The organism is Streptomyces sp. NPDC107575, assembly GCF_055657265.1.
In genome coordinates this window covers 603,465-630,100 of record NZ_JBVKBG010000001.1, presented here as the reverse complement: position 1 = coordinate 630,100, position 26,636 = coordinate 603,465, and the positions used below count along the sequence as shown (strand labels likewise).

Below are 26,636 nucleotides of genomic sequence, written 5' to 3'. Positions count from 1 at the left end.
CCCCCCGACTGGACGGATCCGCATGTCTGACGCGACACATGAAGACCTGACGGAACTGCGCGCCCGGATGGCCGCGTTCATCAACGACGAGGTGATCCCCGCCGAGAAGGTCCTCGGCGGCCGCACCCCCGAGGCCCGCGCCACGCTCGCCGCGCTGCAGGAGCGGGCGAAGAAGCTGGACCTGTGGATCCTCGGGCACCCGGCCGAACTCGGCGGCAAGGGCCTGCCGTTGTACGACTTCGCGCTGGTCAACGAGATCATCGGGCGTTCCGAGTACGGCCAGCTGGCCGTCGGCACGTACACCATGCAGGACTCGATCATGCTCGATCTGTACGCCTCCCGTGCGCAGCGCGAGCGCTGGCTCAAGCCGCTCGTCAACGCCGAGATCAGCCCGAGCGTCGGGCTCACCGAGCCGGAGGTGGCCGGCTCCGACCCGACCCGGATCGCGACGACGGCCGTGCTCGACGGCGACGAGTGGGTGATCAACGGCCACAAGTGGTTCACCACCGGGGCCAGCCGGGCCGCGTTCACCACGGTCTTCGCCCGTACCGACGAGGACGCCGCGAGCCCGCACGCCGCCGTGTCCGCGATCATCGTGCCGGCCGGCACCCCGGGCCTGGAGATCTCCCGCGTCCTGGAGACGATGGGCGACACCGAGGGCGACCACTGCGAACTGCGCCTGACCGACGTCCGGGTCCCGGCCGACCATCTGCTCGGCGAGCGCGGCGAGGGCTTCACCATCGCGCAGCGCCGCCTCGGTCCCGGCCGTATCTTCCACTGCATGCGCTGGCTCGGGCAGGCGCAACGGGCCTTCGAGTTGATGGTCGAGCGCGCCAACACCCGGTACGCGCACGGGTCGTTGCTCGCCGAGAAGGGCGAGATCCGGCGCTACATCGCGGAGTCGGCCGCCGAGATCCAGGCCGCCCGCCTGATGACCCTGGACGCGGCGCGTCGCTACGACCAGGACGGGCAGGCCCGCCTGGAGATCAGCATGGTGAAGTTCTGGGGCGCACAGGTGCTGCACAACGTCGTCGACCGCGCCATCCAGGTGCACGGCGCGCTCGGTGTCACCGCCGACACCCCGCTGGAGGCCATGTACCGGCGCGCCCGCTACGCCCGCATCTACGACGGGCCCGACGAGGTGCACCGCATGGTCGTCGCGCGCAAGCTGCTCGGCGACGTGACCAAGGCGCCGTGGGCGGGGCTGCCCGCGTGAGCGATCCACTGCGGGAGGAACTGCGGGATCGACTGGGCGAGTTGTGGGGCGGGCCCGCGACCGTCGAGGGCTGGCGGAGGCTTTCCGGTGGCGCCAGCCGGGACACCTTCACCCTCGACGCCACGGCGCCCGACGGCACCCCGCACCCGATGATCCTGCGCTGCGACCCGCCGTTCAGGCCGAACCCCGAGGTGATGGCGCGGGAGGCCGCGGCCCTCGCGGCAGCGGCCGACGCGGGGGTGCCCGTGCCTCGGCTCGTCGACCAGGGCACGCTCCTCGGGCGCGCCTGCCTGGTCATGGAGCGCGTCGAGGGCGAGACGATCCCGCGCCGCCTGCTGCGCGACGAGCGGTTCGCGGCCGTGCGTCCGAAGCTGGCGCGCGAGCTCGGCCGGATCCTCGCACGCATCCACACGATCCCGGCCGCGTCCGTCCCGGACCTGCCCGAGACCGACCCCCTGCACCAACTGGCCGACCTCTACTACCAGTTCGACGACCCTCGTCCGGCCGTCGAACTGGGCCTGCGCTGGCTCGCCGAGCACCGCCCGCCGACCACGGGCCCGGCCCGCGTCGTGCACGGCGACTTCCGCAACGGCAACCTCATGGTCGACGAGACCGGGGTGCGCGCCGTCCTCGACTGGGAGCTCGCCCACCTCGGCGATCCGGTCGAGGACCTGGGCTGGCTGTGCGTGAAGGCCTGGCGGTTCGGCTCGGCCGAGTCGGTGGGCGGCTTCGGCCCGCGCGAGGAGCTCCTCGCCGGGTACGCCGAGATCGCCGGGACCCGCCCGAGCGAGGACGAACTGCACTGGTGGGAGGTGTACGGCACGCTCCGCTGGGCGGTGCTGTGCCGCATGCAGGCCGAGCGGTTCCTGTCCGGCGCCGAACAGTCCGTCGAGTACGCCGTGTTGGGCCGCAAGGTCTGCGAGCAGGAGTACGACCTGCTGCTCGCGCTCGGCGTCACCGAGCCCGGCGCCGTGCCCGACGTCCTGGCCGGCCGCGACGACACCGCCGCCGCTCCCCCGCACGACCGCCCCGGCGCCGACGCGCTGCTGCGCTCCGTGCAGACCTTCCTCACCGAGGAGACGGCGGGCGATCCCCGGCTGCGCTTCCTGTCGAAGGTGGCGGCGAACGCGGTGGCCGTCGCCCGCCGCGAGGCACTGCTCGCACCCGCCCAGGCCGACGCCCACGCCCGCCGCCTGGCCGCGCTCGGCCTCGCCGACGACCGTGCCCTCGCCCGGGCAATCCACGACGGAACGGTGTCGGTGGACGATTCCGCGGTCCTCGAAGCCGTACGAGGCGGTGTCACCGACAGGCTGGCCGTCGCCAACCCGGCGTACGCGGCGCAGCCGGCACGGTGACCGCCACCCCGAACCCGTAGGAACGAGAACCGAGGGAGCACAGGCATGACCAGCACAGAGGCCGCCGACGAGACGCAGCAGCGGGTGACGGTCACCGTGACCGACGGCGTCGCCGACGTCCGGCTCAACCGGCCCGACAAGCGCAACGCGCTGGACCCGGCCATGTTCGAGGCGCTCGTCGCGACGGGCGAGCGGTTGAAGACCGAGGAGGGCGTACGGGCCGTCGTACTGTCCGGCGAGGGACCCGACTTCTGCGCCGGGCTCGACTTCACCTCCTTCCAGGCGATGCGGGACGGGCAGCGGCTGTCCGGGCTCGCCGCGCTGCCGCCGTCGGACGGGCCCGCGCAGGCGGCCGGGCAGCGCGCCGCGTACGTCTGGGCCGAGCTGCCGGTGCCGGTGATCGCGGCGCTGCGCGGCAACGCGCTCGGCGGCGGGCTCCAGGTCGCGCTCGGCGCCGACATCCGCATCGTGGCTCCGGATGCCCGCCTCAGCGTGTTCGAGGTGGCGTGGGGGCTCGTCCCCGACATGACCGGCACGCAGCTGCTGCCCGAGCTCGTGGGCCGCGACGTGGCGAAGGAACTGACCTTCACCGCCCGGATCGTGGGCGGCGAGGAGGCCGCGCGCATCGGCCTCGCCACGTACACGGCGGACGATCCGCTGGCCGCCGCCCTGGAGACGGCCGCCCGGATCGCGGCGCAGAGCCCGCACGCCGTCCGCGCGTCCAAGCGGCTCCTCGACCTCGCGGGCCGCACCGATCTCGCGACCGGCTTCGCCGAGGAGCAGAAGGAGATCGGCGCGCTGATCGGCAGCCCGAACCAGGTCGAGGCGGTGGCGGCCCGCTTCGGGAAACGGGCGCCGCGCTTCACCGACATCTGACAACTCCCGTACGGCACAGAGAGCTACAGAGAGCTTGAGGACCCACGCATGACCGACGCCCAACAGGCCGCCACGGACACCGACTTCACGGAGATCCGCTTCGGGGTCGCCGACCACATCGCCACCATCACCCTGCACCGGCCCGAGCGCCTGAACGCCTTCACGCACACCATGGCCGCCGAACTCATCGCCGCGTTCGACCTGACCGACGCGGACGACGACGTGCGGGCCGTGGTCCTGACCGGCTCGGGGCGCGGCTTCTGCGCGGGCGCGGACCTGGCGGGCGGCGCCGCCACCTTCGACCACGAGGCCGTCGGCCGGGCCGGCGGGCGCACGGACTTCGGCACCATCGACGGGGTGCCGCGCGACGGCGGCGGGTGCGTGGCGCTGCGCATCGCCGCCAGCGTCAAGCCGGTCATCGTGGCGGTCAACGGCCCGGCGGTGGGCGTCGGTTCGACGATGACGCTGCCCGCCGACATCCGGATCGCGGCCGAGTCGGCCCGCTTCGGGTTCGTCTTCGCGCGCCGCGGCCTGGTGCCGGAAGCGGCGTCGAGCTGGTTCCTGCCGCGGGTCGTGGGGATCTCGCAGGCGATGGAGTGGGTGGCGACCGGCCGGGTCTTCGACGCGGCGGAGGCCCTCGCCGGACGCCTGGTCACCCGCGTGGTCCCGGACGAGGACCTCCTGCCGACCGCGTACGCGCTGGCTTCCGAGATCGCGGAGAACACCTCGGCCGTCTCGGTCGCGCACTCGCGCCGCCTGATGTGGTCGATGCTCGGCGCCGCCTCGCCGTGGGACGCCCACCGCCTCGACTCTGCAGCCATCTACAAGCTCGGCCAGGGCCCGGACGCCGCCGAGGGCGTCATGTCCTTCCTGGAGAAGCGCCCGGCGAAGTTCCCGGCGACCCTCGCCGATCACGAGGACACCCTCCCGTCGTGGCCCGAGCCGCCGCAGGACGTCCGATGAGCGCGGCGCGCGGCATGTTCGACCTCACCGGACATGTCGCCCTCGTCACCGGCGGAAACTCCGGCATCGGCCTCGGCATGGCCCACGGCCTCGCCGAGGCGGGCGCGGACGTGTGCGTCTGGGGCACGAACGCCGAGCGCAACGCGGCCGCCGCGGACGAACTCGGCAAGCACGGGACGCGGGTGGCCGCGATCCGCTGCGACGTGGGCGACGAGGACGCGGTCACCGCCGCCTTCGCCGAGACCCTGGAGCGGTTCGGCCGGGTCGACTCGTGCTTCGCCAACGCGGGGATCAACGGCACGATCACCCCGTTCACGGAGCTGAGCCTCGCGGACTTCCGGCGGGTGATGCGGGTGAACCTGGAGGGCGCGTTCCTCACGCTGCGGGCCGCCGCCGCGCACATGGTGGAGCGCGGGGGCGGCGGCGTCCTCGTCGGCACCTCCAGCCTGTCGTCGGTGCAGGGCAGCCCGCGCAACGAGGCGTACGCGGCGAGCAAGGCGGCGCTCACCTCGCTCCTGCAGGGCTGCGCCGTGGAGTTCGCCCGCCACGGCATCAACGCCCATTCCCTGCAAGTGGGCTGGACGGAGACGCCGTTGGCCTCGGCCACGCTCCACAACGAGACGTTCGAGCGCAACGTCATGAAGCGGATGCCGCAACGCCGCTGGGGCGACCCGTCCGACTTCGCCCGCCTCGCCGTGTATCTGGCGGGCGGGGCCGGCGGCTTCCAGACCGGAGACACGATCGTCGTGGACGGCGGGTACTCGATCTTCTAGAGGTCGTCGGGGTCAGATCGTGTCGAGGTCGTCGTCCCGGTATCAGCCGTGTCGAGGCCGTCGGGAGTCAGATCGTGTCGAGGTCGCGCACCGCTTCGTGCGCGGCCTCGCTCTGCCGCAGCACCTGCCGCCGCAGTTCCTCGACCGGGAGTTCGTTCTCGCCCATCACGCCGGCCGCGAAGCGGGCCGCGACGCCGGCGCCGATGCACGCCGATCGCCAGCGGGAGAACGCCACGTAGTACGGCAGGCGCGAGACGTCGAGGCCGGAGGCCTTCGCGTAGGCGTCGATCAGTTCGGTGCGGGTGCAGAAGCCGGGGGCCGCGCTCGGGCCCGCCGTCGTGGGTGGGACCGTGTCGCCCGGTTGTTCCCAGGTGGAGACGAGCCAGCCGAGGTCCGCCAAGGGGTCGCCCAGGGTGGCCAGTTCCCAGTCGAAGACGGCGACCACCGTGCCGTCGGGGGCGAAGGAGAGGTTGCCCGGGCGGAAGTCGCCGTGGACGATGCCCGTCGACTGCGGGGGTACGCGGTCGAGCAGCGCGTCGTGGACCGTGTCGAGGAGCGCCAGGTCGGGGGCGCCGGAGCGGTGCACCTGGCGCTGCCAGCGGTGCAGTTGGCGTTCGACGTAGCCGCGGGGGCGCGCCATGTCGCCGAGTCCGACCTCCACCGGGTCGAGGCGGTGCAGGGCGGCGAGGACCTCCACCAGGCTCGTGCCCGCCCGGCGCCGGGCGTCCTGCGGCCAGTCCGCTACGGCGTCCCGGTCCGCGCCCACGGTGCCCTCGACGAAGTCCATGACGTAGAACTCCGCCCCGCTCACCGTGGTGTCGGCGCAGTAGGCGAGCGGTTCGGGCACCGGTACCTCGGTGGGCGCGAGGGCCGTCAGGAAGCGCCATTCGCGGCTCATGTCGTGTGCCGTGCTGAGGACTCCGCCGGTGGGCGGCCTGCGCAGCGCCCGGACGGTGCCGCTCGCGTCGGTCACCCGGTAGGTGAGGTTCGAGCGGCCGCCGGAGACCAGGTCGAAGGTGAGCGGTGGGGCGATGCCGGGCACGTGTGCGGCGAGCCAGGCGTCGACCGCGGGTCCGACGCCGGTCGTCATGCCGGTCCCGGCTGGGCGTAGCGGGCCTTGAGCTTTCCCTTGACCAGCTTGCCGGTTGGCGTGCGCGGCAGTTCGTCCACGAAGTCGACGCTGCGGGGCGCCTTGTAGTGGGCGATGCGCTCGCGTACGTAGGCGATCAGGCGCTCCTCCAGGTCGGGGCCCGGTGTCACGCCCGGCGCGGGCTGCGCCACCGCCTTGACGGCCTCGCCCATCTCCGGGTCGGGGACGCCGATCACCGCGACGTCGGTGATGTCGGGGTGGAGGGCGAGGATGTTCTCGATCTCCTGCGGGTAGATGTTCACCCCACCAGAGATGATCATGAAGGTGCGGCGGTCGGTGAGGAACAGGTAGCCGTCCTCGTCGAGGTGGCCGACGTCGCCGAGCGTCACCCAGTCCGCGTGCTCCGGGTGCTGCGCGCCCTTGGTCTTGTCGGGGTCGCCGAGGTACTCGAAGCTGCCGTCGCCCTCCCGCGCGAAGTAGACCGTGCCGGTCTCCCCCGCGGGCAGCACGCGCCCCTCGTCGTCGCAGATCCTCGGCTGCCCGAGGATGGGCCGGCCGACCGAGCCCGGTTTCGTGAGCCACTCCTCCGAGGTGATCAGCGTCATGCCGATGCCCTCGGTCGCGGAGTAGTACTCGTACAGCTTCGGCCCCCACCAGTCGATCATCGCGCGCTTGACGTCCGGCGGGCAGGGCGCGGCGGCGTGCACGACGACCTTGTGGCTGGAGAGGTCGTAGGCGGTACGGACCTTCTCCGGCAGCCGCAGCAGGCGGATGAAGTGCGTCGGCACCCACTGGCTGTGCGTGATGCGGTAGCGCTCGATGGCGCGCAGCGCGTCCTCGGGGTCGAAGCGCTCCATCATGACGACGGTGCCGCCGAGCGCGTGCACGGAGGCGCCGTAGCGCAGCGGCGCCGCGTGGTAGACGGGCGCGGGCGACAGGTACACGGCGTGCTCGTCGAAGCCGTAGAACAGGCGCAGGAGTTCGACGAGTGTGTCGCCGGGCTCGCCGACCTGGCGGTCGGGCAGCTCGGGGCGGATGCCCTTGGGGCGGCCCGTGGTGCCGGAGGAGTAGAGCAGGTCGGCGCCGCGCGGCTGGTCGGCGGGCGGCTCGGCGGACGCCCCGGCGAGCGCGGCCGCGTAGTCGTCGAAGCCGTCGACGCTGCCGCCGTAGGCGAGCCGGACGCGCGCGGTCGCGGGGATCTGCGCGGCGACGTCCCGCGCCAGGTCGGCGAGGGCGGCAGAGACGACCAGCGCGGCGGCGCCGGAGTCGCTCACGATGTACGCGATCTCGGCCGCGGACAGATGGTGGTTGACGAGGGTGATGTAGAAGCCGGAGCGGACCGCCGCCCAGTAGACCTCGTAGGTGTGGATCGAGTTGTCGGTGAGGAGGGCGACCACGTCGCCGCGGCGCAGGCCCGCCTCCCGGAACACGTGGGCGAGCCGGACGGAGCGTTCGTCCAGCTCCCCGTACGTCAGCCGTTCGCCGGTCGACGCCATGACGACGGCGGGCCGCTGCGGATCGTTCTGGGCATGGGCACCTGGATACACGGGACGCCTTTCGCATGGACGTGGACGCCGGTGGCCGTGGACTCTTTCTAAGTCACCCCGCGCGGCGGCAGCAAGACGTACGACGCGATGAATTGATCGTTCGTTCAGGGCGGGTGTGCCGATTCAACTGCCGGTTCAACTCCCGTCGGCGCGCTGGGAATCAGCCGCAGTCCAGCGGCGGAAGGCCCGCATGAAGCTCGACGGCTCCGAGTAACCGAGCCGGTGCGCCAGCTCCGCGGCGGACAGCCGCTCGTGCCGCAGACCGTCCTGGACGAGGGTGAGCCGTACGTCGTCGAGCAGGCGGCGGTAGGTGGTGCCCTCGGCGGCGAGCTTGCGGCGCAGGGTCCGCGAGGTGATGTTCATGCGGCGCGCGATGTGCTCGATGCCGGGGTCGGGGCCGCCGCCCGCCAGCAGGTGCCGGCGCACCGTGCGGGCCGCGCCGCTGCCGCTCGCCCGCTGCGCCACGAGGCGCTCGCACAGCTCCTGGCAGATCTGCGCGGTGTGCGGATTGCCGTGCGGCAGCGGGCTGTCCAGGAAGTCGTGGTCGTAGACGAGGGCCGTAGTCCCGGCGCCGTAGCGCACCGGAGCACCCAGGACGGTGGCCGGCGGGGCGCCCGGCGGCTCGGGGAGGGCGAGGTCGACGCGGCGCAGCGGGACGGCGGGCCCACCCGCGAACACCTGGCGGCCGAGGACGATATTGGCCGCGCAGTCCCGTTCGACGAGGAAGCGCCGTACGTCGGCGGGGATCCGGCCGCCGTCCATGCGGTGCAGGACGTCCCCCGCCGCGTCGACCACCGCGCTGTGCCGGGCGAAGCCGAAGGTGAGCGCCGAGTACCGAAGCCCGCACCGGAACACCTCGCGCATCGTCGGCGCGCTGAGCAGCGCGTAGCCGAACAGGCCGAACGTGGTGACGTGGTAGCGCGCCCCGACCTCGATGCCGAGCCCCGGGCGGTCGCCGAGCCCGCGCAACAGATTGCGGACGACGGCGATCTCCTGCGAGGCCTCGACGAGGTGGTGCGGGTCACCGAGCGCCGCGGCGTCGATGCCCGAGCCCGCGAGGCAGTCCGCCGCGCCGAGCCCGCGTTCCGCGGCGAAGTCGAGCAGCAGGACGACGCCCGATGCGGCACGCGGGAAGTCCCAGTCGGTGAAGCCCTCGGCGATGACCTCCGGCTGCGCGGCAGCCGTGTCCATCGACACGGTCATGACCGGCCCTCCGTTTCCCGCCGTCACGTTCCGGCCGTCACGCTGCCAACGCCCGCATCCGTCAGGGGAGTTCATGACAGCACGGGCTCCCGGCGGCCACAACCCGGCTGCGTGTCCGAATCTGTCCCGGCGTTGTCCGCTTTGGTCATGGAGGCACGCCGGTGGGCCGCCCTAGCTTGAGGCAAGTGTGTCCGGCCCCGTCCGGCCGTCCGGTTCGGTGACGAGGGCGCGGTCGGGCGCGGCCGTGTTGCCGAAGCTGGGAGGACGCGCATGCAGACCAAGGGAGCCCTGCTCCACAAGCCCGGCGAGGACTGGACGGTCGAGCCGATCGAGGTCGGCGACCCGGTCGCGGGCGAGGTGCAGCTGCGCCTGGCCGCTTCGGGCCTGTGCCACTCGGACGAACACTTCCGCGTCGGCGCCAGCCTCGCCGCCACCTACCCGCTGCTCGGCGGGCACGAGGGGGCGGGCGTGGTGACGAAGGTCGGCCCCGGCGTCACCGGCGTCGAGGAGGGCGACCACGCGATCCTCGGCTTCATCCCGGCCTGCGGTGTGTGCCGCCCCTGTTCGCAGGGCCTGCAGAACCTGTGCGACCAGGGTGCCAACCTGCTGACCGGGCAGTCCATCGCCGACAACACCTACCGCACGCTCACCGCCGGCGGCGACCCGGTCACACCGATGTGTCTGCTGGGCACGTTCGCTCCGTACGTGACCGTGAACCAGTCCTCCGTCATCAAGATCGAGAAGGATGTGCCGCTGGAGACGGCCGCACTGCTCGGCTGCGGCGTCTCCACGGGCTGGGGCTCCGCCGTCTCCATCGGCGACACACGGCCGGGAGACACCGTCGTGGTCGTCGGTGTCGGCGGCATCGGCATCAACGCGGTGCAGGGCGCGGCGGCGGCCGGCGCGCGCTTCGTGATCGCGGTGGACCCGGTCGAGTTCAAGCGGGACAAGGCACGGGAGTTCGGCGCCACGCACACCTTCGCCTCCATGGAGGAGGCCGAGGGGCCGGTCACGGAGCTGACCTGGGGTGCGAAGGCACACACCGTCATCCTGACCGTCGGTGAACTCCAGGGCGACCAGCTGGCCCCGGCGCTCGCGATGACCGCCAAGGGCGGCCAGGTCATCGCGACGGCCCTCGCGGACATGCAGCAGATCGACGCCAAGGTCAGCCTGTTCGACCTGACGCTGATGCAGAAGCGGATCCAGGGCGCCATCTTCGGCGGCATCAGCCCGCGCACCCAGATCCCGCGCCTGCTCGAGCAGTACCGCGCAGGGCGGCTCAAGCTGGACGAGCTCACCACGCGCACCTACCGCCTGGAGGAGATCAACCAGGGCTACCAGGACATGCGGGACGGCAAGAACCTGCGCGGCGTGGTCCGCTACACCGACGCCGACTACTGAGCCGCCACATCACCGATGCGGGCGGGCCGCTCTCGGCCCGCCCGCTCCCCATCCGCGTACCGCTCACCCCTGAGGAACCCGCAGATGCCCGACACCAGCAAGCTCTACATCGGCGGCCGTTGGGTCGCCTCGGCAGGACCGGGAAGCATCGACGTCATCAGCTCCAGCACCGAGGAGGTCGTCGGCGCCGTCCCTGACGGCGTGCCCGCCGACGTGGACCGGGCGGTCGAGGCGGCCCGCGAGGCGTTCCCCGGCTGGTGGGACACGCCGGTCGAGCAGCGGGCGAAGTATCTGGAGGAGATCGCGGGCGGACTGCTGGCGCGCGCCGACGAGCTGGCCGCGCTGATCTCCTCGGAGATGGGCGCGCCGCTGTCCTTCGCCAAGGCGATCCAGGTGCCGCTGCCGGTGAACAGTTTCACGCAGGCCGCGGCGGTCGCCCGCACCTTCGCGTTCGAGCGCGAGGAGGGCTCCACGACGATCGTGCGCGAGCCGTACGGCGTCGTCGGCGCGATCACCCCGTGGAACTATCCGCTGCACCAGATCGCCGCGAAGGTCGCCTACGCGCTCGCCGCCGGCAACACCGTCGTCGTCAAGCCCAGCGAGGTCGCGCCGCTCAACGCCTGGGTGCTCGCCGAGATCATCGACTCAGCGGGGCTGCCGCCCGGTGTCTTCAACCTGGTCAGCGGCACAGGCCCGGTCGTCGGCGAGGCCATCGCCGCGCATCCCGGCATCGACGTCGTCTCCTTCACCGGCTCGACGCGCGCGGGCAAGCGCGTGGCGCAGCTCGCCGCCGACACGGTCAAGAAGGTGGCCCTGGAGCTGGGCGGCAAGAGCCCCAATGTGCTGCTGCCGGACACGGACTTCGGGGCCGCGCTCCCCCAGGCCGTCCAGGCCGCGATGATCAACTCCGGTCAGACGTGCTCCGCCCTCACCCGCCTCCTGGTGCCGCGCGAGCGCCTCACGGAGGCCGAGGAGCTGGCCCGTACGATCGTCGAATCGATCACGGTCGGCGCTCCCGGCGACGAGAAGACCGTCCTCGGCCCGCTCGTCTCAGCGACCCAGCTGGAGCGCGTGCGCGGCTACATCGACCGGGGCGTCGCCGAGGGCGCCCGCCTGGTGACCGGCGGAAGCGACCCGGTGCCGGGCCTGGCCACCGGGTACTACGTGCAGCCCACGGTCTTCTCCGACGTCACCACCGACATGGTGATCCACAAGGAGGAGATCTTCGGCCCGGTCCTGTCCATCGAGCCGTACGAGGACGAGGACGACGCCGCCCGTATCGCCAACGACACGCCCTACGGCCTCGCCGGCGGCGTCTGGTCGGCGGACCCCGAGCGCGCCCGCGCGTTCGCACGCCGCATCCGGTCGGGCCAGGTCCAGGTCAACGACGGCTCGTTCAACCCGAACGCGCCGTTCGGCGGCTACAAGCAGTCCGGCATCGGCCGCGAGTACGGCAGCCTCGGCCTGGAGGAGTTCCTGGAGGTCAAGGCGATCCAGCACTGAGAGCGAGGGTGCGACGGGGCGGACGCTGGAGACTCACAGGCCGCCCCGTTCGCTCACCAGGCGGGCCACCTCCCGGAGCTTGATGTTGTGCTCCTGGGAGTAGCGGCGCAGCACGGCGAACGCGTCCGCCTCGCTCAGATCGTGCCCGGCCATCAGGATGCCCATCGCCTCGCCGATGACATGGCGGGTCTCCACGGCGCGGTGCAGGGACGCGTGGTCGCGGGCGCTGGAGAAGGCGACGGCGGCATGGGAGGCGAGGAGCCAGCCGGCGGTCTCGCTGGCCTCCGTGAACGCGCCGGGCTGGGCGGAGTAGAGGTTGAGGGCGCCGAGGTCGCCCTCCTCCTCGGTGTAGAGCAGGAAGCCCATCATGCTGCCGATGCCGAGCTCGTGGGCGCGCGGGGCGTACGAGCGCCAGCGCGTCGTCTCGGTCGAGAGGTCCTTGATGCGGAACACGGGGTGCCCGGTGCGCGCCGCGTCGAAGCACGGCCCCTCACGGACCTCCCCCTGGAGCCGGTCGCTGTCCTCGACGAGCTTGCTCGTGGCGGCCAGTGTCTCGACCTGCCCCTTGCGCAGGACGAGGATGCCCGCCGCGTCGCAGCCCTCGACCTGGTCGACGGACCAGGTGGTGATCTTGTGCAGCGTCGCGTCCACGGACTCCTGTGCCAGCAGTTCGCGCGCCATGGACGCCATGTTCAGGGCGAACTCACGCCATTCCACGTCGCGCTCCTCGGCTTCGGTGTACGTCGGTTGTTGCGATGGGGCCAAGACTGCCACCATCCGCCCCGTCCCGGGCCCACCGGGTCCGGGACGGGGCGGCCGCGGGGCGTCAGCCGCTGCTGGCCGAGGTGTTGGTGATCGGGAGTGTCTTCTCCGCGCCCGTCACGTAGAGGTCGCGCGGGGCCGTGCGCAGCACGAACGTGGTGTCGTCCTTGTCGACCCGCACGGACATGACGAAGAAGCCGTCGTGCTCGGTGGTCGTCTTCACGTCGTACTGGCTCTCCCAGTACGTCTGCAAGAAGACTTCGGTGTCGTAGGGGTCGACCCCCTCGGGCGTGGTGACGCGGCCCTGGACGGTGAGGATGTCGCCCGCCTTCACCTTCCGCTTGTTGACCTGGTAGCTGACGGAGCTGGACCGGGTCTGGACGCCCACGGTGGTGTCGGCGAAGTATCCGTCCTGCGGGGTGTCGGGGTCGCCGTCCTCGTCGTAGGAGGCCGAGATCTCCACCTCGTGCTCGGCGTTGAGCAGGCTGCCGGCGCCCACGTGGTCGATGTTGACGTTCGGCACGGTGAACTTGCCGTCGGCGTCGCTGACCGGTGTGCCCAGTTCCCGCGGCTCGTAGTAGTTCGGGTCGATCGGGTCGCCCCAGGGGTTCCAGGTGGTGAAGCGGACGACCTCCTTGACGGTGACGGGGATGTTCGGGGCCGGGGTGCCGTCGGCCTTGGTGACGGTGCCGGTGACGTCGACCCGGCGGTCGTCGTAGTCGGTGCTGGTCGGGTTGGTGCTCACGTGCAGGACGTAGGCGTCGCCGGGCGCGGCGTCCGCGCTCTGCGCCGCGGCGGCGGGCGCGGACAGGACGCCTGCGGCGAGCAGCAGCGCGGCGAGGACGGCCGGCCGCTTGGGAAGGGTGTTTCCGGACACGGTTCAACTCCAAGTTCGGTCAGTGCGTGAGGAGTTGCACCGGGCGGTACCGGTCCCGCCGCGGCGCGTGTGTGCATCACACACGGTTCGATGGACGGGGCGGGGCGGGAGTTGTCCGCGGGGCGGGCGCTGTTGCACGGCTGTGGCGCGGGACCGTTCTGTCCGGGTTCGGCGTTCACCTGGATGTCGCCCGCGGGACACACCGGGCACCGCGGCCCGCCCGGACACCCTTGACAAGCCGTGCGCCGCTTGATTGCTTGGCCCCACCACACACCGAATGATCGGTCGGTACGCCGAGCGGGAGGGAAGCAGCGTGACGGAATCCGCAGAACCGGGCCCCGCGGAGCGCATGTTCGCCGCGGACCTGGCCTCCCAGCTCCTCGGCATCGAACTCCTGGAGCACGGCGCGGGTCACGCCCGGCTCCGGATGAAGGTGACGCCGTCGATGGTCAACGGCCACGGCATCGCGCACGGCGGCTATGTGTTCCTCTTCGCCGACACGGCCTTCGCGTGCGCCTGCAACAGCGAGGGCCCCGTCACCGTGGCCTCCGGCGCCGACGTCACCTTCGTCGCTCCCGCGCACGAGGGCGACGTGCTGGAGGCCGCCGCCCACGAGGTCACCCGCTTCGGCCGCAGCGGCCTGTACGACGTGCGGGTGACGCGGGGTGAGTCGGTGATCGCCGAGTTCCGGGGGCGCAGCCGCAGCGTCCCTACAGACCGAGGTCGCTGAGACCCGGGTGGTCGTCGGGGCGGCGGCCCTGCGGCCAGTGGAACAGTCGGTCCGCCTCGGCGATCGGCAGGTCGTTGATGGAGGCGTGGCGCCTGCGCATCAGCCCGTTCTCGTCGAACTCCCAGTTCTCGTTGCCGTACGCGCGCTTCCAGTTCCCCGCGTCGTCGTGGCACTCGTACGCGAAGCGGACCGCGATGCGGTCGCCGTCGTACGCCCACAGCTCCTTGATCAGCCGGTAGTCGAGCTCCTGGTTCCACTTGCGGGTGAGGAAGGCGACGATCTCGGCGCGCCCGGCGGGGAACTCGGCGCGATTGCGCCACCGGCTGTCGGGTGTGTAGGCGAGCGCGACGCGCTGTGGGTCACGGGTGTTCCAGGCGTCCTCCGCAAGGCGCACCTTCTGTACGGCCGTCTCGCGCGTGAACGGCGGAAGCGGCGGACGTGCGCCGGCGGACTCGGGGGCGGGGGCTGTGTCATCGGTCATGATGAGCCTCCTCCCCCGTCGAGCCGCTGACGCAACGCCCGCTCGAGGTGCTTCCCGGGCCGGGACGGTGTCAGAGCAGTTCGAGCACCGTCGCGTTGGCCATGCCGCCGCCCTCGCACATGGACTGCAGGCCGTAGCGGATGCCGTTGTCCTTCATGTGGTGCACCAGGGTGGTCATGAGGCGGGCACCGGAGCCGCCGAGCGGATGGCCGAGGGCCATGGCGCCGCCGTTGGGGTTCAGGCGCGCGTAGTCGGCGCCGGTCTGGCGCTGCCAGCCCAGCGAGACGGAGGCGAAGGCCTCGTTGATCTCGTAGGTGCCGATCTCGTCGAGGGAGAGGCCCGCGCGGTCGAGGACCTTGGCGGTGGCCGGGATCGGTCCCTTGAGCATGGTGATCGGGTCGACGCCGGTGACGACACCCGTGTGGAAGCGGGCCAGCGGCGTCCAGCCGTTGCGGGCGGCCACCTCGGAGGTGGTGACGAGGAGGGCCGCGGCGCCGTCGGAGATCTGCGAGGCGTTGCCCGCCGAGATGACTCCGTCCTCCTTGAACGGGGTCTTCAGCCCGGCCAGCTTCTCGACCGTCGTGCCGCGCCGTACGCCCTCGTCGGTGTCGAAGAGCGTGCCGTCGGCGAGGGGGACGGGGGTGATCTGGTTCTTGAAGCGGCCCTCGTCGATGGCACGGGCGGCCTTCTCGTGCGAGTCGGCGGCGTGCTGGTCGAGTTCGGCGCGGGTGAGGCCGAACTCCTCGGCGATCATCTCGGCGCCGATGCCCTGGTTGAAGACGACGTGGTCGTAGCGCTCGCCGACGAGCGGGCCGAACGGCTTGCCGACCTGGCCGCCCGCGCGCGTGGAGCCCATCGGGACGCGGGACATGGACTCGACGCCGCCCGCGATGGCGATGTCGTACTGACCGGCGATGACCCCGGCGGCGGCCTGGTGCACGGACTGCTGCGAGGAGCCGCACTGCCGGTCGATGGTCAGTCCGGGCACGGACTCGGGCCAGCCCGCGGCCAGCACCGCGAACCGGCCGACGCCGCCCGCCTGCTCGCCGACCTGGGAGACACAGCCCCAGATGACGTCATCGACGGTGGCCGGGTCGAGGCCGTTGCGCTCGGCGAGCGCCTTGAGGACGTGGGCGGAGAGGTCGACGGGGTGGATGTCGGACAGCGCGCCGCCCGGCTTGCCCTTGCCGACGGGGGTCCGCAGGGCATCGACGATGACTGCGTCACGCATGCTGAACTCCTTGGTGGGATACGAGGGTTGGCGTCGCGCCCGGTCTACTTCGGGGCCATGCGGATCGCGCCGTCGAGGCGGATGGTCTCGCCGTTGAGCATCGGGTTGGTGACGATGGAGTCGACCATGTGGGCGTACTCGGCGGGCTGTCCGAGGCGGGCCGGGTGCGGCACCTGGGCGCCGAGCGAGTCCTTGGCCTCCTGCGGAAGGCGGCCGAGCAGCGGGGTCTCGAACAGGCCGGGGGCGATGGTCATCACGCGGATGTTCATGCGGGCGAGGTCGCGGGCGATCGGCAGGGTCATGCCGACGATGCCGCCCTTGGACGCCGAGTACGCGCACTGGCCGATCTGCCCGTCGAACGCGGCGACGGAGGCGGTGTTGACGATGACACCGCGCTCGCCGTCGACCGGTTCGTTGCCGGTCATGGCCTGGGCGGCGAGGCGGATGACGTTGAAGGTGCCGATCAGGTTGATCTCGACGACCTTGCGGAAGGTGTCGAGGACGTACGGGCCCTCCTTGCCGACGGTGCGCCCGGCGGAGCCGATGCCCGCGCAGTTGACGGCGACGCGCAGCGGGGCGAGCGCCACGGCGGCCTCGACGGCGGCGGTGGCGTCGGCCTCGCTGGTGACGTCACCGGCGACGAAGGTGGCGCCGAGCTCCTTGGCGACGTTCTCGCCGTCGGAGGTGGGCAGGTCGAAGATGACGACCTTGGCGCCCGTGGCGGCGAGCCGCTCGGCGGTGGCGCGGCCGAGGCCGGAGGCGCCTCCGGTGACGAGGGCGGAGGACTGGGCGTCGAGCTGCATGGCAGATCCCTTCTTGGGGACGGGGGTCGCAGGGAGGAAGTGGGTCAGAGGCCGAGCGACTTGGCGATGATGGTCTTCATCACTTCGTTGGTGCCGCCGTAGATCCGCGAGACGCGGGTGTCGGCGTACAGGCGGGCGATCGGGTACTCGGTGACGTAGCCGTAACCGCCGTGCAGCTGCAGGCACTTGTCGATGACGCGGCCCGCGACCTCGGTGCAGAACAGCTTCGCCTTCGCGGCGTCGGCGACCGAGAGTTCGCCCTCGTCGTGCAGTTCGAGCGCGCGGTCGGCCATCAGCTGGGCGGCCTCGACCTCGGTGGCGCACTCGGCAAGGACGAACTTGGTGTTCTGGAAGTGGGCGACGGGCTTGCCGAAGACCGTGCGCTCCTTCACGTAGTCGGTGGCGAAGCGCAGCGCCGCCGCGGCCGTGCCCGAGCCGCCGAGGGCGATCATGAGGCGTTCCTGGGCGAGGTTGTGGGACAGGTAGGAGAAGCCCTTGCCCTCCTCGCCCAGCAGGTTCTCGGCGGACACCTTGACGTCCACGAAGGCGAGTTCGGCGGTGTCGGAGGCCTTGAGGCCGATCTTCTGGAGCTTGCGGCCGACGGAGAAGCCCTCGCTCGCGGACTCCACGACGAGGATGGACAGGCCGCCGCGGCGGTCCTCGGGATCGTAGGGCGCGGTGCGGGCGACGACGAGGACCAGGTCGGCAAGGGCCCCGCCGGTGATGAAGGTCTTGGCGCCGTTGAGGACGTAGTGTGTGCCGTCGGCGGAGCGTTCGGCCTTCGTCTGGATGTTGGCGAGGTCCGAGCCGGTGCCGGGTTCGGTCATGGCGATCGCCGTCATGAGGTCGCCGGAGACGAAGCCGGGCAGCCATCGCTCCTTCTGCTCCTGTGTGGCGTACCGCATCAGGTACGGCAGGATCAGGTTCGAGTGCACGGAGTAGTTGCCGAAGGTGACTCCGGCGCGCGTCGTCTCCTCGACGGCCACCGCCGCGAATTTGAGACTGGCCTCGCCCGCGCCGCCGAACTCCTCGGGCACCTGGATGCCGAGCACGCCCAGTTCGCCGAGCCGGCGGTAGAAGTCGCGCGGCGGGTGCCCCTGTTCCTCCCACTCCTGGTGGACGGGGGTGACTTCCTTGGCGATGAAGTCCCGCAGCATCGAGCGGAACGCCTCGTGGTCCTCGTTGAACAGCGTACGGCGCACAACGGCCCCTTCTGCCTGTGTAGAACGATCGTTAAATTACGTCGGCGTGCCGGGCCCTGACAACCCTTGCGCGGATCACCGGGGTGCGGGCACGTGGAGCAGCGCCTCCTGGGTGACGGAGGCGACCAACTCCCCTCCCCTGCTCCAGACTTCGCCGTGCGCCAGGGTCCGTCCGTCGCCCGCCAGAACGCTGTGGCACGCGAAGAGCAGCCATGCGTCGGTGCGGACCGGCCGGTGGAACCACATGGCGTGGTCGAGAGAGGCGAGCGAGATGCCGCGCGGTCGCGGCTCCCCGTAGGCCACCAGGGCGGTGGGGGCGAGCGGGGCGTCGCAGATGTAGGCGAGGACGCCGGCGTGCAGGCCCGGCTCGTCGGGCATCGCGCCCGTGGTGCGCATCCAGGCGTAGCGGTCGATGCGCCCGGCGTCCGGATCCCGCTCGAGGGACACTTCGCGGTACTCGACGGAGGTGCTCAGCGGATGGTCCTGCGGCCGGTGCGCCCAGCCGTTGCCAAGCCCCTCCGGTCCGGGCACGTCGGGCATGCCGGGCTGGCGCCAACTACCGCCGTGCTGCGGCTGCTTGAACGAGACGCTCATGGTGAGCGACTCCTTGCCGTCCTGGAACGCGGTGACCTGGCGCATCGAGTAGCTGCGGCCGTCGCGGACGACCTCGGGCTCATAGCGCACGGGCCGTTCCGGCGACAGGGCGCGCAGGAAGTAGGCGTGCAGCGAGTGCACGACCCGGTCGTCCGCCACGGTGCGGTGGGCGGCGTCCAGGGCCTGGGCGAGGACGGCGCCGCCGTAGCTGCGGGCGGCCGCGCGGCCGGAGTGGCAGTACCCGTGGAAGGCGCCGTTGTCGGCCGCCTCGACGCTGATGTGTCGCCCCTGGCCGAGTTCGCCCAGAGGGGCGGCGGGTCGCGCACCGCCTCCGTCCGGGGCCCGCTCGACCGTCGCCTCGTCGACCATGCCGCCGCTCACGTGTGCGTCACTCCCGCTCCGTCGGCGGCCGCGTACCGCTGCCGCAGGTCCGTCTTGAGGATCTTCCCGGCAGCCGAGACCGGCAGCGCCTCCAGGAAGTGGATCTCCCGCAGCCGCTGGTACGGGGCGACGTGCTCGGCCACGAACGCCATGAGTTTCTCAGCGAGTTCGGGCCCGGCCGGATGCCCGGCGCGCGGCACGACGTACGCGACGGGGATCTCGCCGACGTCGGCGCGCGGCGCGCCGATGACGCTGGCGCCCGCGACGGCGGGGTGCCGGTGCAGCAGGTCCTCAAGGGGCGTCGGGTACACGTTGTACCCCTTGTAGATCAGCATGTCCTTGGCCCGCCCGACCAGGTACAGCCAGCCGTCCTCGTCGACCCGTCCCAGGTCGCCGGTGCGCAGCCAGCCGTCCTGGAACTGTTCGGCCGTCAGCTCGGGGTGCCCCTGGTAGCCGTCGGTGATCTGCGGGCCGCGCGCCCACACCTCGCCGGTCTCACCGACGGGCAGCGCGGGGCCGCAGCCGAGGTCCCTGATCTCGACCTCGGTGTCGAAGACGGGGGCGCCGACGCTGCCCTCCGGCACCGGATTGTCGTCCACCAGCGGGTGCGCGGCGAGCGCCATGGTGGCCTCGGTGAGCCCGTATCCCTCGACGATCGTGGCGTTCGGGAAGAGCGCGCCGAGGCGGCGCATGGTGTCCGTGTCGACGGGCGCGGCACCGGAGTTGACGCTGCGCACCGAGGAGAGGTCGAGTTCCTCGACGCCGGGCAGCGCGAGCAGGGCGTGGAAGAGGGCGGGCGAGCCGGGCACGGACGTGACGCCGTGCTCCTCGATGAGTCCCACGAAGCGGCGTGGTTCGAAGCGGCCCGCCATCACGACCGTGCTGGCCACCGCCACGCTGACGGACTGGCCGACCAGGCCCATGGCGTGGAAGAGCGGGGCGAGCGCCACGGCGGTGGTCGCGCCCAGGTCCATCGTGTGCGCGGTGCGGGCGGCGGGCACGGATTCGAGCGCCACCCGGCCTTCGTCGTCGGTGACGGGGACGGCGGCGCCGCGCCAGCAGGCCATCTGCAGGGCGTTGGCCAGGACGTTGCGGTGCAGTACGCGGACCGCCTTGGAGCGCCCTGTGGTGCCTCCGGTGAAGGCCAGGTGCGCCAGATCGGCCCCGCTGACGTCCGCCCGCTCCCCCGGTTCGGCCGCCAGCAGTTCCTCGATCGGTACGCCGCCGGGTTCGGCGGCGCCGTCGGGGGCGGGCGCGGTGGCCGTCGCCGGGACGAGGGCGGTCAGGCGGACGCCCGGTGCCGCGGCCTTGGCGAGGGCGGGCGCGGTCGCCGGGTGACTGAGCGCGGCGACGGCGCGCGCCTCGTCGAGCTGGTCGCGCAACGCAGCTGGCGGCAGCGCCGGGTTGAGGGGGACGACGACCGCGCCCGCCAGCAGGATGGCGTAGTACGAGACCGTGAACCAGGCCGAGTTGGGCTGGTGCAGCGCGACCGCGTCGCCCTTGCTGATGCCCCGTGCGCGCAGCCCGGCGGCCAGCCGCAGCGCGGTGTCGTACAACTCCCCATAGGTGAGGGCGAGTTCGCCGTCGCGCAGGGCGGTGCGGTCGGGGTGGCGGTGGGCGGTTCCGGCGAGCAGGTCGCCGACGGCGGCGTCGGGGTAGTCGAGACTCTGGGGCATGCCCGGGGGCACGTAGCGCGTCGTCAACCGACGATTCCCTTCTCGCGGAGTGTGTCGATGTCGTCGGGGGCGAGCCCGGCCAGCGTGGTGAGCACCCGCGTGGTGTCGGCGCCGACACACGGGGCGGGTGCGGGCTCGCCGGGCGGTGTGGTGGTGAAGCGCGGCGCGGGCGAGGGTTCGGGGCCGCCGTGGGGGCCGCGCCGGTAGGTCGAGCGGGCACTGTTGTGGGGGTGTTCGGGCGCCTCGTTCAGCGACAGGACCGGGGACACGCAGGCGCCCTGTCCTTCGAAGGCGCGGGCCCACTCGTCGCGGGTGCGCGTGGCGAAGAGACGCGCCAATTCATCCTTCATCGGCGCCCAGTTGGCGCGGTCGTGCTGGCGCGCGAACCGCTCGTCGCCTTCGAGATCGAGCACGCGCAGCAGCGCCGCGTAGAACTGCGGCTCGATGGCGCCGACGGCGACGTGCCGGTCGTCGGCGCACCGGTACACGGCATAGAAGGGGGCGCCGCCGTCGAGCATGTTCACGCCGCGCCGGTCCTCCCAGCCCCCCTTGGCCAGGAACCCGTAGGTCATGGCGAGCAGCAGCGCGGTGCCGTCGGTCATGGCGGCGTCGACGACCTGCCCCTCGCCGCCGGCGCGGGCGTGCAGCAGCGCGCTGACGAGGCCGAGCGCGAGCAGCATGCCGCCCCCGCCGAAGTCGCCCACCAGGTTGAGCGGCGGCACGGGATCCCCGTCCGCGGGGCCCATGGCGTGCAACGCCCCGGCCACGGCAATGTAGTTGATGTCGTGTCCCGGCTCCTGGGCGAGCGGACCGTCCTGGCCCCAGCCGGTCATCCGCCCGTACACCAGTTTCGGGTTCGCGGCGAGCAGGACGTCGGGGCCGAGGCCGAGTCGTTCGGCGACGCCGGGCCGGAAGCCCTCGATGACGGCGTCGGAGCGCGCGATCAACTCCCGTACGACGGCGGCGCCTTCGGCGTCCTTGAGGTTCACGGCGACCGAGCTGCGCCCGCGCAGGATGACGGGGTGCGGGCTGTCCTTGCCCGCTTCGGCGGGGCGCTCGACCCGGATGACCTCGGCGCCGAGGTCGGCGAGCAGCATCCCGCAGAACGGGGCGGGTCCGATGCCGCCCAGTTCGACGACCCGTATTCCGGCGAGCGGTCCGGCGCTCACCGGCCGGTCCAGCGCGGGGCGCGCTTCTCGGCGAAGGCGCGGGCGCCTTCCCGCGCGTCCTCGGACTGCATCACGGGGGCCGCGAGCTCCCGCATGCGCTGCCACTCCTCGTCCGCCGACCAGTTCGGCGCGTTCGCGACGATCTCCTTGGTGGCGCGGACGGCGAGCGGGCCGTTGGCGGCGATGGCACGGGCGAGTTCGAGGGCGCCGTCGAGGGCGGCGCCGGGTTCGGTGACCCGGTTGACGAGGCCGTAGGTGTGGGCGCGCTCGGCGTCGAGGAAGTCGCCGGTCAGGGCGATCTCCAGGGCGACGGAGTACGGGATGCGCCGCGGCAGCCGCAGCAGCCCGCCCGCCGCGGCGACGAGCCCGCGCTTGACCTCGGGTATCCCGAACCTGGCGTCGCGGGCCGCTACGACCATGTCGCAGGCGAGCGCGATCTCGCAGCCTCCGGCCAGGGCGTATCCCTCGACGGCGGCGATGACCGGCTTGCGGGGCGGCGCCTCGGTGATGCCGGCGAGGCCGCGCCCCTCGACGGTCGGGGTCTCGCCCTTGAGGAACGCCTTGAGGTCCATCCCGGAGCAGAAGCTGCCGCCCGCGCCGGTGATGACGCCGACCACCTGGTCGTCCCTGCGGTCGAGTTCGTCGAGCGCGGCGGCCACGCCTTCGGCGACGACCCGGTTGACCGCGTTGCGGGCCTCGGGCCGGTTGAGCGTGATGACGGTGATCCCGTCGGCGCGGAATTCGCTGAGCACGGCGTCGGTCATGGCGTGGCTCCCGGAGTGGGTCGCGGACTGCGTACGCTGCGACGGAGCGACCGACGACCGCTCCGCCCGGCACGGCTCGGCCTCACCCACCCCGCATTGAACAATCGTTAAGCTACGAGGATGGGTGCGGGCCTGTCCAGACCCGTGATCAATTCCGGGGGACGCCAGGGGTGTTCACCGAGGGGGCCACCGCTGCCCCTGCCGGCGCGTCAGCGGCGCGTGACGAGGACCGGGCACTCCGCGTGGTGCAGCAGTGCCTGGCTGACCGAGCCGAGCAGCAACCCCTGGAAGCCGCCCCGGCCGCGCGCGCCGACCACGAGGAGGCTCGCCTCCCGCGACGTCTCGATCAGGCTCGGGCGCACCCGGCCGTGCACCGACCGCGCCTCTACCTCGACGTCGGGGTGGCGGCCCCGGCCGGCGGCCAGCGCCCCGGACAGGGTCGCCTCGCTGTCCTCGCGGAGCTTGTCCGTGTCGAACCAGAGCGGGGCGGGGCCGCCGGGCCCCGCGGGTCCCGTGCCGCTCCAGGTGTTCCACACGTGCACGGCCAGCAGGCCGCTCCCGCGGCGCGCGGCATCGTCGAAGGCCTCCTCGACGGCCGTCTTCGCGGCGTCCGAGCCGTCGACGGCGACCGCCACGGGGCCCTCGGGCCGCTCCCGGCCGCGTACGACGAGGACTGGGCAGTACGCGTGCGCGGCGAGGTGCACGGCGACCGAGCCGATCAGCAGGCCGGAGAAGGCGCCCAGGCCGCGGCTGCCGACGACGACCAGGGCGGCGTCGCGCGAACGGGTGGCCAGGACGGTGAGCGCCTCGCCCGTGACGACCTCGCCCTCGACCGGGGCGAGGCCCGGCTCCTCGGCCCTGACCCGCTCGACCGCCTCGGCCACGACCTCCTCGGCCCGGCGGCGCATGGCCGGCTCGGCGGTCTCCGCGGACGTCGAGCCGTGCCGGATCTTCAGCATCGGCCAGGTGAACGCGTTCACGATGCGCACGCCGAGCCCGCGTTGCCGCGCCTCGTGCGCGGCGACCGCGACCGCCTCCAGGCTCGACTCCGAGCCGTCGGCCCCGACCAGCACGTGGCCCGCCATGTGTGCGCTCCTTCGTCGGTGCTGCGTCCTGACTGGGTGTCCCCACTGTCCAGACTGACCCGACGGGCGGCCCTTCGCACGGCGGGGCGTCCGTGCGCGCCCCGCCGTGCGGCGGCGGTCAGGACCGCCGCGCGTTCCTCACTCGTGGTCCTCGATGTGGATGTCGCCCACCCGCGTCGGCACCGCGTCCAGCTCCGCCAGCGTCGCCGCGTCGAGGGCGAGCGCACCCGCCGCGACGTTCGCCGCGAGGTGGTCGGCGTTGGCGGTGCCCGGGATCAGGAGGACGTTCGGTGCGTGGTGCAGCAGCCAGGCGAGGCCGACCTGGGCCGGGCTCGCGCCCAGCGCCTCTGCGGCCGCGGCGACGGCGGGCTCGTCGGTGACCTTGGGCATGCCGGGGAAGGCGCTGCCCAGCGGGAAGTAGGGCACCCAGGCGATGCCCTCGGCGCGGCAGAGGTCCAGCAGCTCCTCGTCGTCGCGGGCGACGAGGCTGTACGCGTTCTGTACGCAGGCGATCCCGGCGGGCAGGCCCCGGCGCAGTTCGTCGAGGCCCACGTTGCTGAGCCCGATGGCGCCGATCTTGCCCTCGTCGCGCAGGGCGGTCATGACGGCGAGCTGGTCGTCGATGTCGACGACCTGGTCGCCCTCGGCCCGCAGCCCGGGTCCCGTCTCGGCACGGCGCAGGTTGACCAGCGGGACCTGGTCGACGCCGAGGCTCTTGAGGTTGTCCTCGACGCCGGCCCGCAGTTCCTCGGGCCGCTGGGCGAGGCGCAGCGGCAGCGGGCCACCGGAGTCGGGGGTGGCGCCGACTTTGCTGACGACGAGGACGTCGTCCTCGGGGCGCAGCGCCTCGCGGATGATCTCGTTGGAGAAGCCGTCGCCGTAGAACTGGGCGGTGTCGATGTGGTCGACACCCAGCTCGACGGCACGGCGCAGCAGCGCGACGGCTGTGGCGCGGTCCGGGTCGAGGCGGGGCAGCTGCATCGCGCCGAATCCGACGCGTGAGACGTCCCGGCCGAGCAGCCGGCCGGCGCCGCCGGGGCGCGGGGCGCCGTTCGCGGTGACTGCGGTGGAGGAAGAAGCAGAAGAAGACGCGGAAGAGGTCATGGGAATGCCACCTCGTGCGAAGATAGAGGAAACGGAGGAACCTCCGTTACACCGAAGGTAGCACAACCGGAGGAGCCTCCGCTTTGCCTGCGTCCCCATCCGACCAGAGTCCGAACCCCGGCGCGGGCCAGGCCGACCGCCCCGCCCGCGCGGACGCGCGCCGCAACCGTGAGCGACTCCTCGCCGCCGCCCGCACCGCCTTCACCCGGGACGACACGACGGTGGCCCTGGAGGCGATCGCCCGCGAGGCGGGCGTCGGCATCGGCACCCTCTACCGGCACTTCCCCACCCGCGAGGCCCTCGTCGAGGCCGTCTACTCCGCCGAACTGGACGCCGTGACCTCCGCCGTCGAGCCCCTGCTCGGCGAGCTGCCGCCGCACGAGGCGCTGCGCGCCTGGATGGACCGGTACGCGGACCTCGTCACGGCCAAGCGCGCGATGGCCGGCAGCCTCACCCTCGCCCCGGCCTCCGGGCGCGGCGTCACGGCGAACACCCGGGAGCGGCTGACCGCGTCGGTCGCCGCCTTCCTCGACGCCGGGGCGCGCACGGGCACACTGCGCGGCGACGTACCGGCCGACGACGTGATCACCATGCTGCTCGGCGTGTTCCTGTCCACGACGGCGGGCGAGCGCGGGGACCGCGTGCGCCCGCTGCTCGACCTGGTGGTGGACGCGCTGCGCCCGCGCGAGGCGTCGGCGTAGCGCAGCCCCACAGCCGCGTGGCTGATCAGCACCGCCTCCGCCCCCGGCGCACGTTTCGCCCCGCACACGTCGGCAAGGCACCCCACGGACGATGATCACTGCGTGGGGAGGCCAGATGCGGACAGTCGGTCACAGCGCCGGCCACGACGACGACACGGACCCCGGAACGGGTGGTTCGCGGCGGCGGGCACTGCTCGCCGCCGGGGTCACGTCCGCCGCCGCGCTCGTCGCCGGATGCGGCACGTCCGGGGCCGACGACCGGCCGGCCGGCACCGAGCGGGCCGCGCGCCGCCCCTCGGAGTCCTCCCGCTCCCCCTCGCCGAGCCCCACCCGCAAGCGCCCCGAACTGCCGCGCGGCGGGCGCCGGTTGTTCCCCGAGCACCGGCTCGTCGGCTACTGCGGACTGCCGGGCGCGACGGCGCTCGGCCGGCTCGGCACGGGCGACCTGGACGACCGGGTCAAGGAGCTGGAACGGCGCGGGCGCGCGTACGCCGAAGGCCGCCGCGTACTGCCCGTCCTGGAGCTGCTCGCCACCGTCGCCAACCCGGGAGCGGGCCCCGACGGCACGTACCGCACCCGCACGCCCGACGCGACGATCCGCACCTTCCACGAGACCGCGCGCCGCCACAAGGCGCTGCTGCTCCTCAACATCCAGCCCGGCCGCGCGGACGCCCTCGACGAGGTGAAGGCCCTGGACAAGTGGCTCGCCCACCCGGACGTGGGCATCGCCCTCGACCCCGAGTGGGAGATGGATCCCGGCCAGATCCCCGGCGACACCTACGGACACACCAGCGGCCCCGAACTCACCCGCATCGCCGACCACCTCGCCTCGCTCGTGGACGACCACGACCTGCCGGAGAAGGCCTTCGTCTACCACCAGGTCGCCGAGTCGGTCGTCCACGACGAAGGGGCCCTCGACGTCCCCGAGGGCGTCGCCGTCGTCAAGAGCGCCGACGGCATAGGCAGCCCCCAGCTCAAGCGTCACACCTGGGACCGCCTGGTCGACCGGATGCCCGACCGGCTCCACACCGGCTTCAAGCTGTTCCTCGAGGAGGACACGGAGGGCGGCACCGACATGATGACCCCCGACCAGGTCCTCGGCCTGCGCCCGCGCCCGTCGTACGTGATGTACGAGTGAGGCCGGGGCCG

The 26,636-nt window shown here is 72.6% G+C and carries 25 protein-coding genes; 10 read left to right on the top strand and 15 right to left on the bottom strand.

Going from position 1 to position 26,636, the window contains the following annotated elements:
- Positions 1 to 22: 22 nt before the first annotated feature.
- Genes ACZ7L4_RS02955 through ACZ7L4_RS02935 form a run of 5 tightly spaced genes read left to right on the top strand, consistent with a single transcriptional unit; the run spans position 23 to position 5,183 of the window.
- Positions 23 to 1,216, top strand: a complete 1,194-nt coding sequence (locus ACZ7L4_RS02955; RefSeq protein ID WP_472099174.1) for an acyl-CoA dehydrogenase family protein — start codon at positions 23 to 25, stop codon at positions 1,214 to 1,216.
- Complete coding sequence (locus ACZ7L4_RS02950; protein WP_472099173.1) at positions 1,213 to 2,571, top strand: phosphotransferase family protein; 1,359 nt, start codon at positions 1,213 to 1,215, stop codon at positions 2,569 to 2,571. The genes ACZ7L4_RS02955 and ACZ7L4_RS02950 overlap by 4 nt, the downstream gene beginning before the upstream one ends.
- A 45-nt stretch (positions 2,572 to 2,616) precedes the next feature.
- The gene (locus ACZ7L4_RS02945; protein ID WP_472099171.1) at positions 2,617 to 3,447 is read left to right on the top strand and encodes a crotonase/enoyl-CoA hydratase family protein; all 831 of its coding nucleotides are present in this window, start codon (positions 2,617 to 2,619) and stop codon (positions 3,445 to 3,447) included.
- Between the two features lie 48 nt (positions 3,448 to 3,495).
- Positions 3,496 to 4,410: an enoyl-CoA hydratase-related protein gene (locus ACZ7L4_RS02940; RefSeq protein WP_472099169.1), complete on the top strand. Its 915-nt coding sequence runs from the start codon at positions 3,496 to 3,498 to the stop codon at positions 4,408 to 4,410.
- Positions 4,407 to 5,183, top strand: coding sequence for an SDR family NAD(P)-dependent oxidoreductase (locus ACZ7L4_RS02935; protein WP_472099168.1), 777 nt, complete (start codon positions 4,407 to 4,409; stop codon positions 5,181 to 5,183). Before ACZ7L4_RS02940 ends, ACZ7L4_RS02935 begins: the two co-directional genes overlap by 4 nt.
- A 67-nt stretch (positions 5,184 to 5,250) precedes the next feature.
- Here ACZ7L4_RS02935 and ACZ7L4_RS02930 read toward each other — a convergent pair whose 3' ends face one another.
- The 3 genes from ACZ7L4_RS02930 to ACZ7L4_RS02920 all read right to left on the bottom strand — a co-directional run bounded on the left by ACZ7L4_RS02930 (position 5,251) and on the right by ACZ7L4_RS02920 (position 9,023).
- On the bottom strand, positions 5,251 to 6,273 hold the full coding sequence (locus ACZ7L4_RS02930) for a phosphotransferase family protein (RefSeq protein ID WP_472099166.1): 1,023 nt from the start codon (positions 6,271 to 6,273) through the stop codon (positions 5,251 to 5,253).
- A complete protein-coding gene (locus ACZ7L4_RS02925) occupies positions 6,270 to 7,820 on the bottom strand; it encodes an acyl-CoA synthetase (RefSeq protein ID WP_472099164.1) in 1,551 nt (516 codons plus the stop codon). The genes ACZ7L4_RS02930 and ACZ7L4_RS02925 overlap by 4 nt, the downstream gene beginning before the upstream one ends.
- Before the next feature lie 135 nt (positions 7,821 to 7,955).
- Positions 7,956 to 9,023 (bottom strand): AraC family transcriptional regulator, encoded by a 1,068-nt coding sequence (locus ACZ7L4_RS02920; RefSeq protein WP_472099162.1) that lies wholly within the window; start codon positions 9,021 to 9,023, stop codon positions 7,956 to 7,958.
- A 270-nt stretch (positions 9,024 to 9,293) separates the two neighbouring features.
- On the opposite strand from ACZ7L4_RS02920, the gene ACZ7L4_RS02915 reads away from it, so the two are divergent.
- Positions 9,294 to 10,424 (top strand): NDMA-dependent alcohol dehydrogenase, encoded by a 1,131-nt coding sequence (locus ACZ7L4_RS02915; RefSeq protein ID WP_385755364.1) that lies wholly within the window; start codon positions 9,294 to 9,296, stop codon positions 10,422 to 10,424.
- An 84-nt stretch (positions 10,425 to 10,508) separates the two neighbouring features.
- A complete protein-coding gene (locus tag ACZ7L4_RS02910) occupies positions 10,509 to 11,927 on the top strand; it encodes an aldehyde dehydrogenase family protein (protein WP_472099160.1) in 1,419 nt (472 codons plus the stop codon).
- Positions 11,928 to 11,960: 33 nt separating this feature from the next.
- On the opposite strand, the gene ACZ7L4_RS02905 is transcribed toward ACZ7L4_RS02910, so the two are convergent.
- Entirely contained in the window at positions 11,961 to 12,644 is a 684-nt protein-coding gene (locus ACZ7L4_RS02905; protein ID WP_472099158.1) for a GAF and ANTAR domain-containing protein, read from the bottom strand.
- Between the two features lie 109 nt (positions 12,645 to 12,753).
- Complete coding sequence (locus tag ACZ7L4_RS02900) at positions 12,754 to 13,566, bottom strand: acyl carrier protein (protein WP_472099156.1); 813 nt, start codon at positions 13,564 to 13,566, stop codon at positions 12,754 to 12,756.
- A 349-nt stretch (positions 13,567 to 13,915) separates the two neighbouring features.
- On the opposite strand from ACZ7L4_RS02900, the gene paaI reads away from it, so the two are divergent.
- Positions 13,916 to 14,296, top strand: a complete 381-nt coding sequence (gene paaI / locus ACZ7L4_RS02895) for a hydroxyphenylacetyl-CoA thioesterase PaaI (protein ID WP_472100367.1) — start codon at positions 13,916 to 13,918, stop codon at positions 14,294 to 14,296.
- On the opposite strand, the gene ACZ7L4_RS02890 is transcribed toward paaI, so the two are convergent.
- From ACZ7L4_RS02890 to ACZ7L4_RS02845, 10 genes are all read right to left on the bottom strand, one after another.
- Positions 14,277 to 14,777 carry a nuclear transport factor 2 family protein gene (locus ACZ7L4_RS02890; RefSeq protein WP_472099155.1) on the bottom strand — a complete coding sequence of 167 codons (501 nt, stop codon included), beginning with the start codon at positions 14,775 to 14,777 and terminating at the stop codon, positions 14,277 to 14,279. The two genes, paaI and ACZ7L4_RS02890, sit on opposite strands and share 20 nt — an antisense overlap.
- A gap of 70 nt (positions 14,778 to 14,847) precedes the next feature.
- Positions 14,848 to 16,008, bottom strand: coding sequence for a thiolase family protein (locus ACZ7L4_RS02885; protein ID WP_472099153.1), 1,161 nt, complete (start codon positions 16,006 to 16,008; stop codon positions 14,848 to 14,850).
- 44 nt (positions 16,009 to 16,052) lie between these two features.
- Entirely contained in the window at positions 16,053 to 16,811 is a 759-nt protein-coding gene (locus tag ACZ7L4_RS02880) for a 3-hydroxyacyl-CoA dehydrogenase (protein ID WP_472099151.1), read from the bottom strand.
- A gap of 44 nt (positions 16,812 to 16,855) precedes the next feature.
- Complete coding sequence (locus ACZ7L4_RS02875; protein WP_472099149.1) at positions 16,856 to 18,013, bottom strand: acyl-CoA dehydrogenase family protein; 1,158 nt, start codon at positions 18,011 to 18,013, stop codon at positions 16,856 to 16,858.
- 75 nt (positions 18,014 to 18,088) lie between these two features.
- Positions 18,089 to 18,988, bottom strand: coding sequence for an acyl-CoA thioesterase (locus tag ACZ7L4_RS02870; protein ID WP_472099147.1), 900 nt, complete (start codon positions 18,986 to 18,988; stop codon positions 18,089 to 18,091).
- A complete protein-coding gene (locus ACZ7L4_RS02865; RefSeq protein ID WP_472099145.1) occupies positions 18,985 to 20,664 on the bottom strand; it encodes a class I adenylate-forming enzyme family protein in 1,680 nt (559 codons plus the stop codon). Before ACZ7L4_RS02865 ends, ACZ7L4_RS02870 begins: the two co-directional genes overlap by 4 nt.
- A 23-nt stretch (positions 20,665 to 20,687) precedes the next feature.
- Positions 20,688 to 21,833: a CaiB/BaiF CoA transferase family protein gene (locus ACZ7L4_RS02860; RefSeq protein WP_472099143.1), complete on the bottom strand. Its 1,146-nt coding sequence runs from the start codon at positions 21,831 to 21,833 to the stop codon at positions 20,688 to 20,690.
- On the bottom strand, positions 21,830 to 22,597 hold the full coding sequence (locus ACZ7L4_RS02855) for a crotonase/enoyl-CoA hydratase family protein (protein ID WP_472099141.1): 768 nt from the start codon (positions 22,595 to 22,597) through the stop codon (positions 21,830 to 21,832). The genes ACZ7L4_RS02860 and ACZ7L4_RS02855 overlap by 4 nt, the downstream gene beginning before the upstream one ends.
- 209 nt (positions 22,598 to 22,806) lie before the next feature.
- Positions 22,807 to 23,682, bottom strand: coding sequence for a universal stress protein (locus tag ACZ7L4_RS02850; RefSeq protein ID WP_472099139.1), 876 nt, complete (start codon positions 23,680 to 23,682; stop codon positions 22,807 to 22,809).
- Between the two features lie 138 nt (positions 23,683 to 23,820).
- A complete protein-coding gene (locus ACZ7L4_RS02845; RefSeq protein ID WP_472099137.1) occupies positions 23,821 to 24,786 on the bottom strand; it encodes an aldo/keto reductase in 966 nt (321 codons plus the stop codon).
- An 83-nt stretch (positions 24,787 to 24,869) separates the two neighbouring features.
- On the opposite strand from ACZ7L4_RS02845, the gene ACZ7L4_RS02840 reads away from it, so the two are divergent.
- Both ACZ7L4_RS02840 and ACZ7L4_RS02835 read left to right on the top strand, forming a co-directional pair.
- The gene (locus tag ACZ7L4_RS02840) at positions 24,870 to 25,487 is read left to right on the top strand and encodes a TetR/AcrR family transcriptional regulator (RefSeq protein ID WP_472099135.1); all 618 of its coding nucleotides are present in this window, start codon (positions 24,870 to 24,872) and stop codon (positions 25,485 to 25,487) included.
- Between the two features lie 115 nt (positions 25,488 to 25,602).
- Positions 25,603 to 26,625, top strand: coding sequence for a hypothetical protein (locus tag ACZ7L4_RS02835; RefSeq protein ID WP_472099133.1), 1,023 nt, complete (start codon positions 25,603 to 25,605; stop codon positions 26,623 to 26,625).
- The last annotated feature ends 11 nt before the right edge of the window (positions 26,626 to 26,636 follow it).

What these genes read in the sequence shown, in the direction of transcription:
- ACZ7L4_RS02850 (WP_472099139.1), bottom strand. Translation starts at nt 23,682, where the DNA reads ATGGCGGGCCACGTGCTGGTCGGGGCCGACGGCTCGGAGTCGAGCCTG.
- ACZ7L4_RS02955 (WP_472099174.1), top strand. Translation starts at nt 23, where the DNA reads ATGTCTGACGCGACACATGAAGACCTGACGGAACTGCGCGCCCGGATG.
- ACZ7L4_RS02930 (WP_472099166.1), bottom strand. Translation starts at nt 6,273, where the DNA reads ATGACGACCGGCGTCGGACCCGCGGTCGACGCCTGGCTCGCCGCACAC.
- ACZ7L4_RS02940 (WP_472099169.1), top strand. Translation starts at nt 3,496, where the DNA reads ATGACCGACGCCCAACAGGCCGCCACGGACACCGACTTCACGGAGATC.
- ACZ7L4_RS02880 (WP_472099151.1), bottom strand. Translation starts at nt 16,811, where the DNA reads ATGCAGCTCGACGCCCAGTCCTCCGCCCTCGTCACCGGAGGCGCCTCC.
- ACZ7L4_RS02855 (WP_472099141.1), bottom strand. Translation starts at nt 22,597, where the DNA reads ATGACCGACGCCGTGCTCAGCGAATTCCGCGCCGACGGGATCACCGTC.
- ACZ7L4_RS02845 (WP_472099137.1), bottom strand. Translation starts at nt 24,786, where the DNA reads ATGACCTCTTCCGCGTCTTCTTCTGCTTCTTCCTCCACCGCAGTCACC.
- paaI (WP_472100367.1), top strand. Translation starts at nt 13,916, where the DNA reads ATGTTCGCCGCGGACCTGGCCTCCCAGCTCCTCGGCATCGAACTCCTG.
- ACZ7L4_RS02865 (WP_472099145.1), bottom strand. Translation starts at nt 20,664, where the DNA reads ATGCCCCAGAGTCTCGACTACCCCGACGCCGCCGTCGGCGACCTGCTC.
- ACZ7L4_RS02945 (WP_472099171.1), top strand. Translation starts at nt 2,617, where the DNA reads ATGACCAGCACAGAGGCCGCCGACGAGACGCAGCAGCGGGTGACGGTC.
- ACZ7L4_RS02910 (WP_472099160.1), top strand. Translation starts at nt 10,509, where the DNA reads ATGCCCGACACCAGCAAGCTCTACATCGGCGGCCGTTGGGTCGCCTCG.
- ACZ7L4_RS02920 (WP_472099162.1), bottom strand. Translation starts at nt 9,023, where the DNA reads ATGACCGTGTCGATGGACACGGCTGCCGCGCAGCCGGAGGTCATCGCC.
- ACZ7L4_RS02835 (WP_472099133.1), top strand. Translation starts at nt 25,603, where the DNA reads ATGCGGACAGTCGGTCACAGCGCCGGCCACGACGACGACACGGACCCC.
- ACZ7L4_RS02915 (WP_385755364.1), top strand. Translation starts at nt 9,294, where the DNA reads ATGCAGACCAAGGGAGCCCTGCTCCACAAGCCCGGCGAGGACTGGACG.
- ACZ7L4_RS02885 (WP_472099153.1), bottom strand. Translation starts at nt 16,008, where the DNA reads ATGCGTGACGCAGTCATCGTCGATGCCCTGCGGACCCCCGTCGGCAAG.
- ACZ7L4_RS02890 (WP_472099155.1), bottom strand. Translation starts at nt 14,777, where the DNA reads ATGACCGATGACACAGCCCCCGCCCCCGAGTCCGCCGGCGCACGTCCG.
- ACZ7L4_RS02935 (WP_472099168.1), top strand. Translation starts at nt 4,407, where the DNA reads ATGAGCGCGGCGCGCGGCATGTTCGACCTCACCGGACATGTCGCCCTC.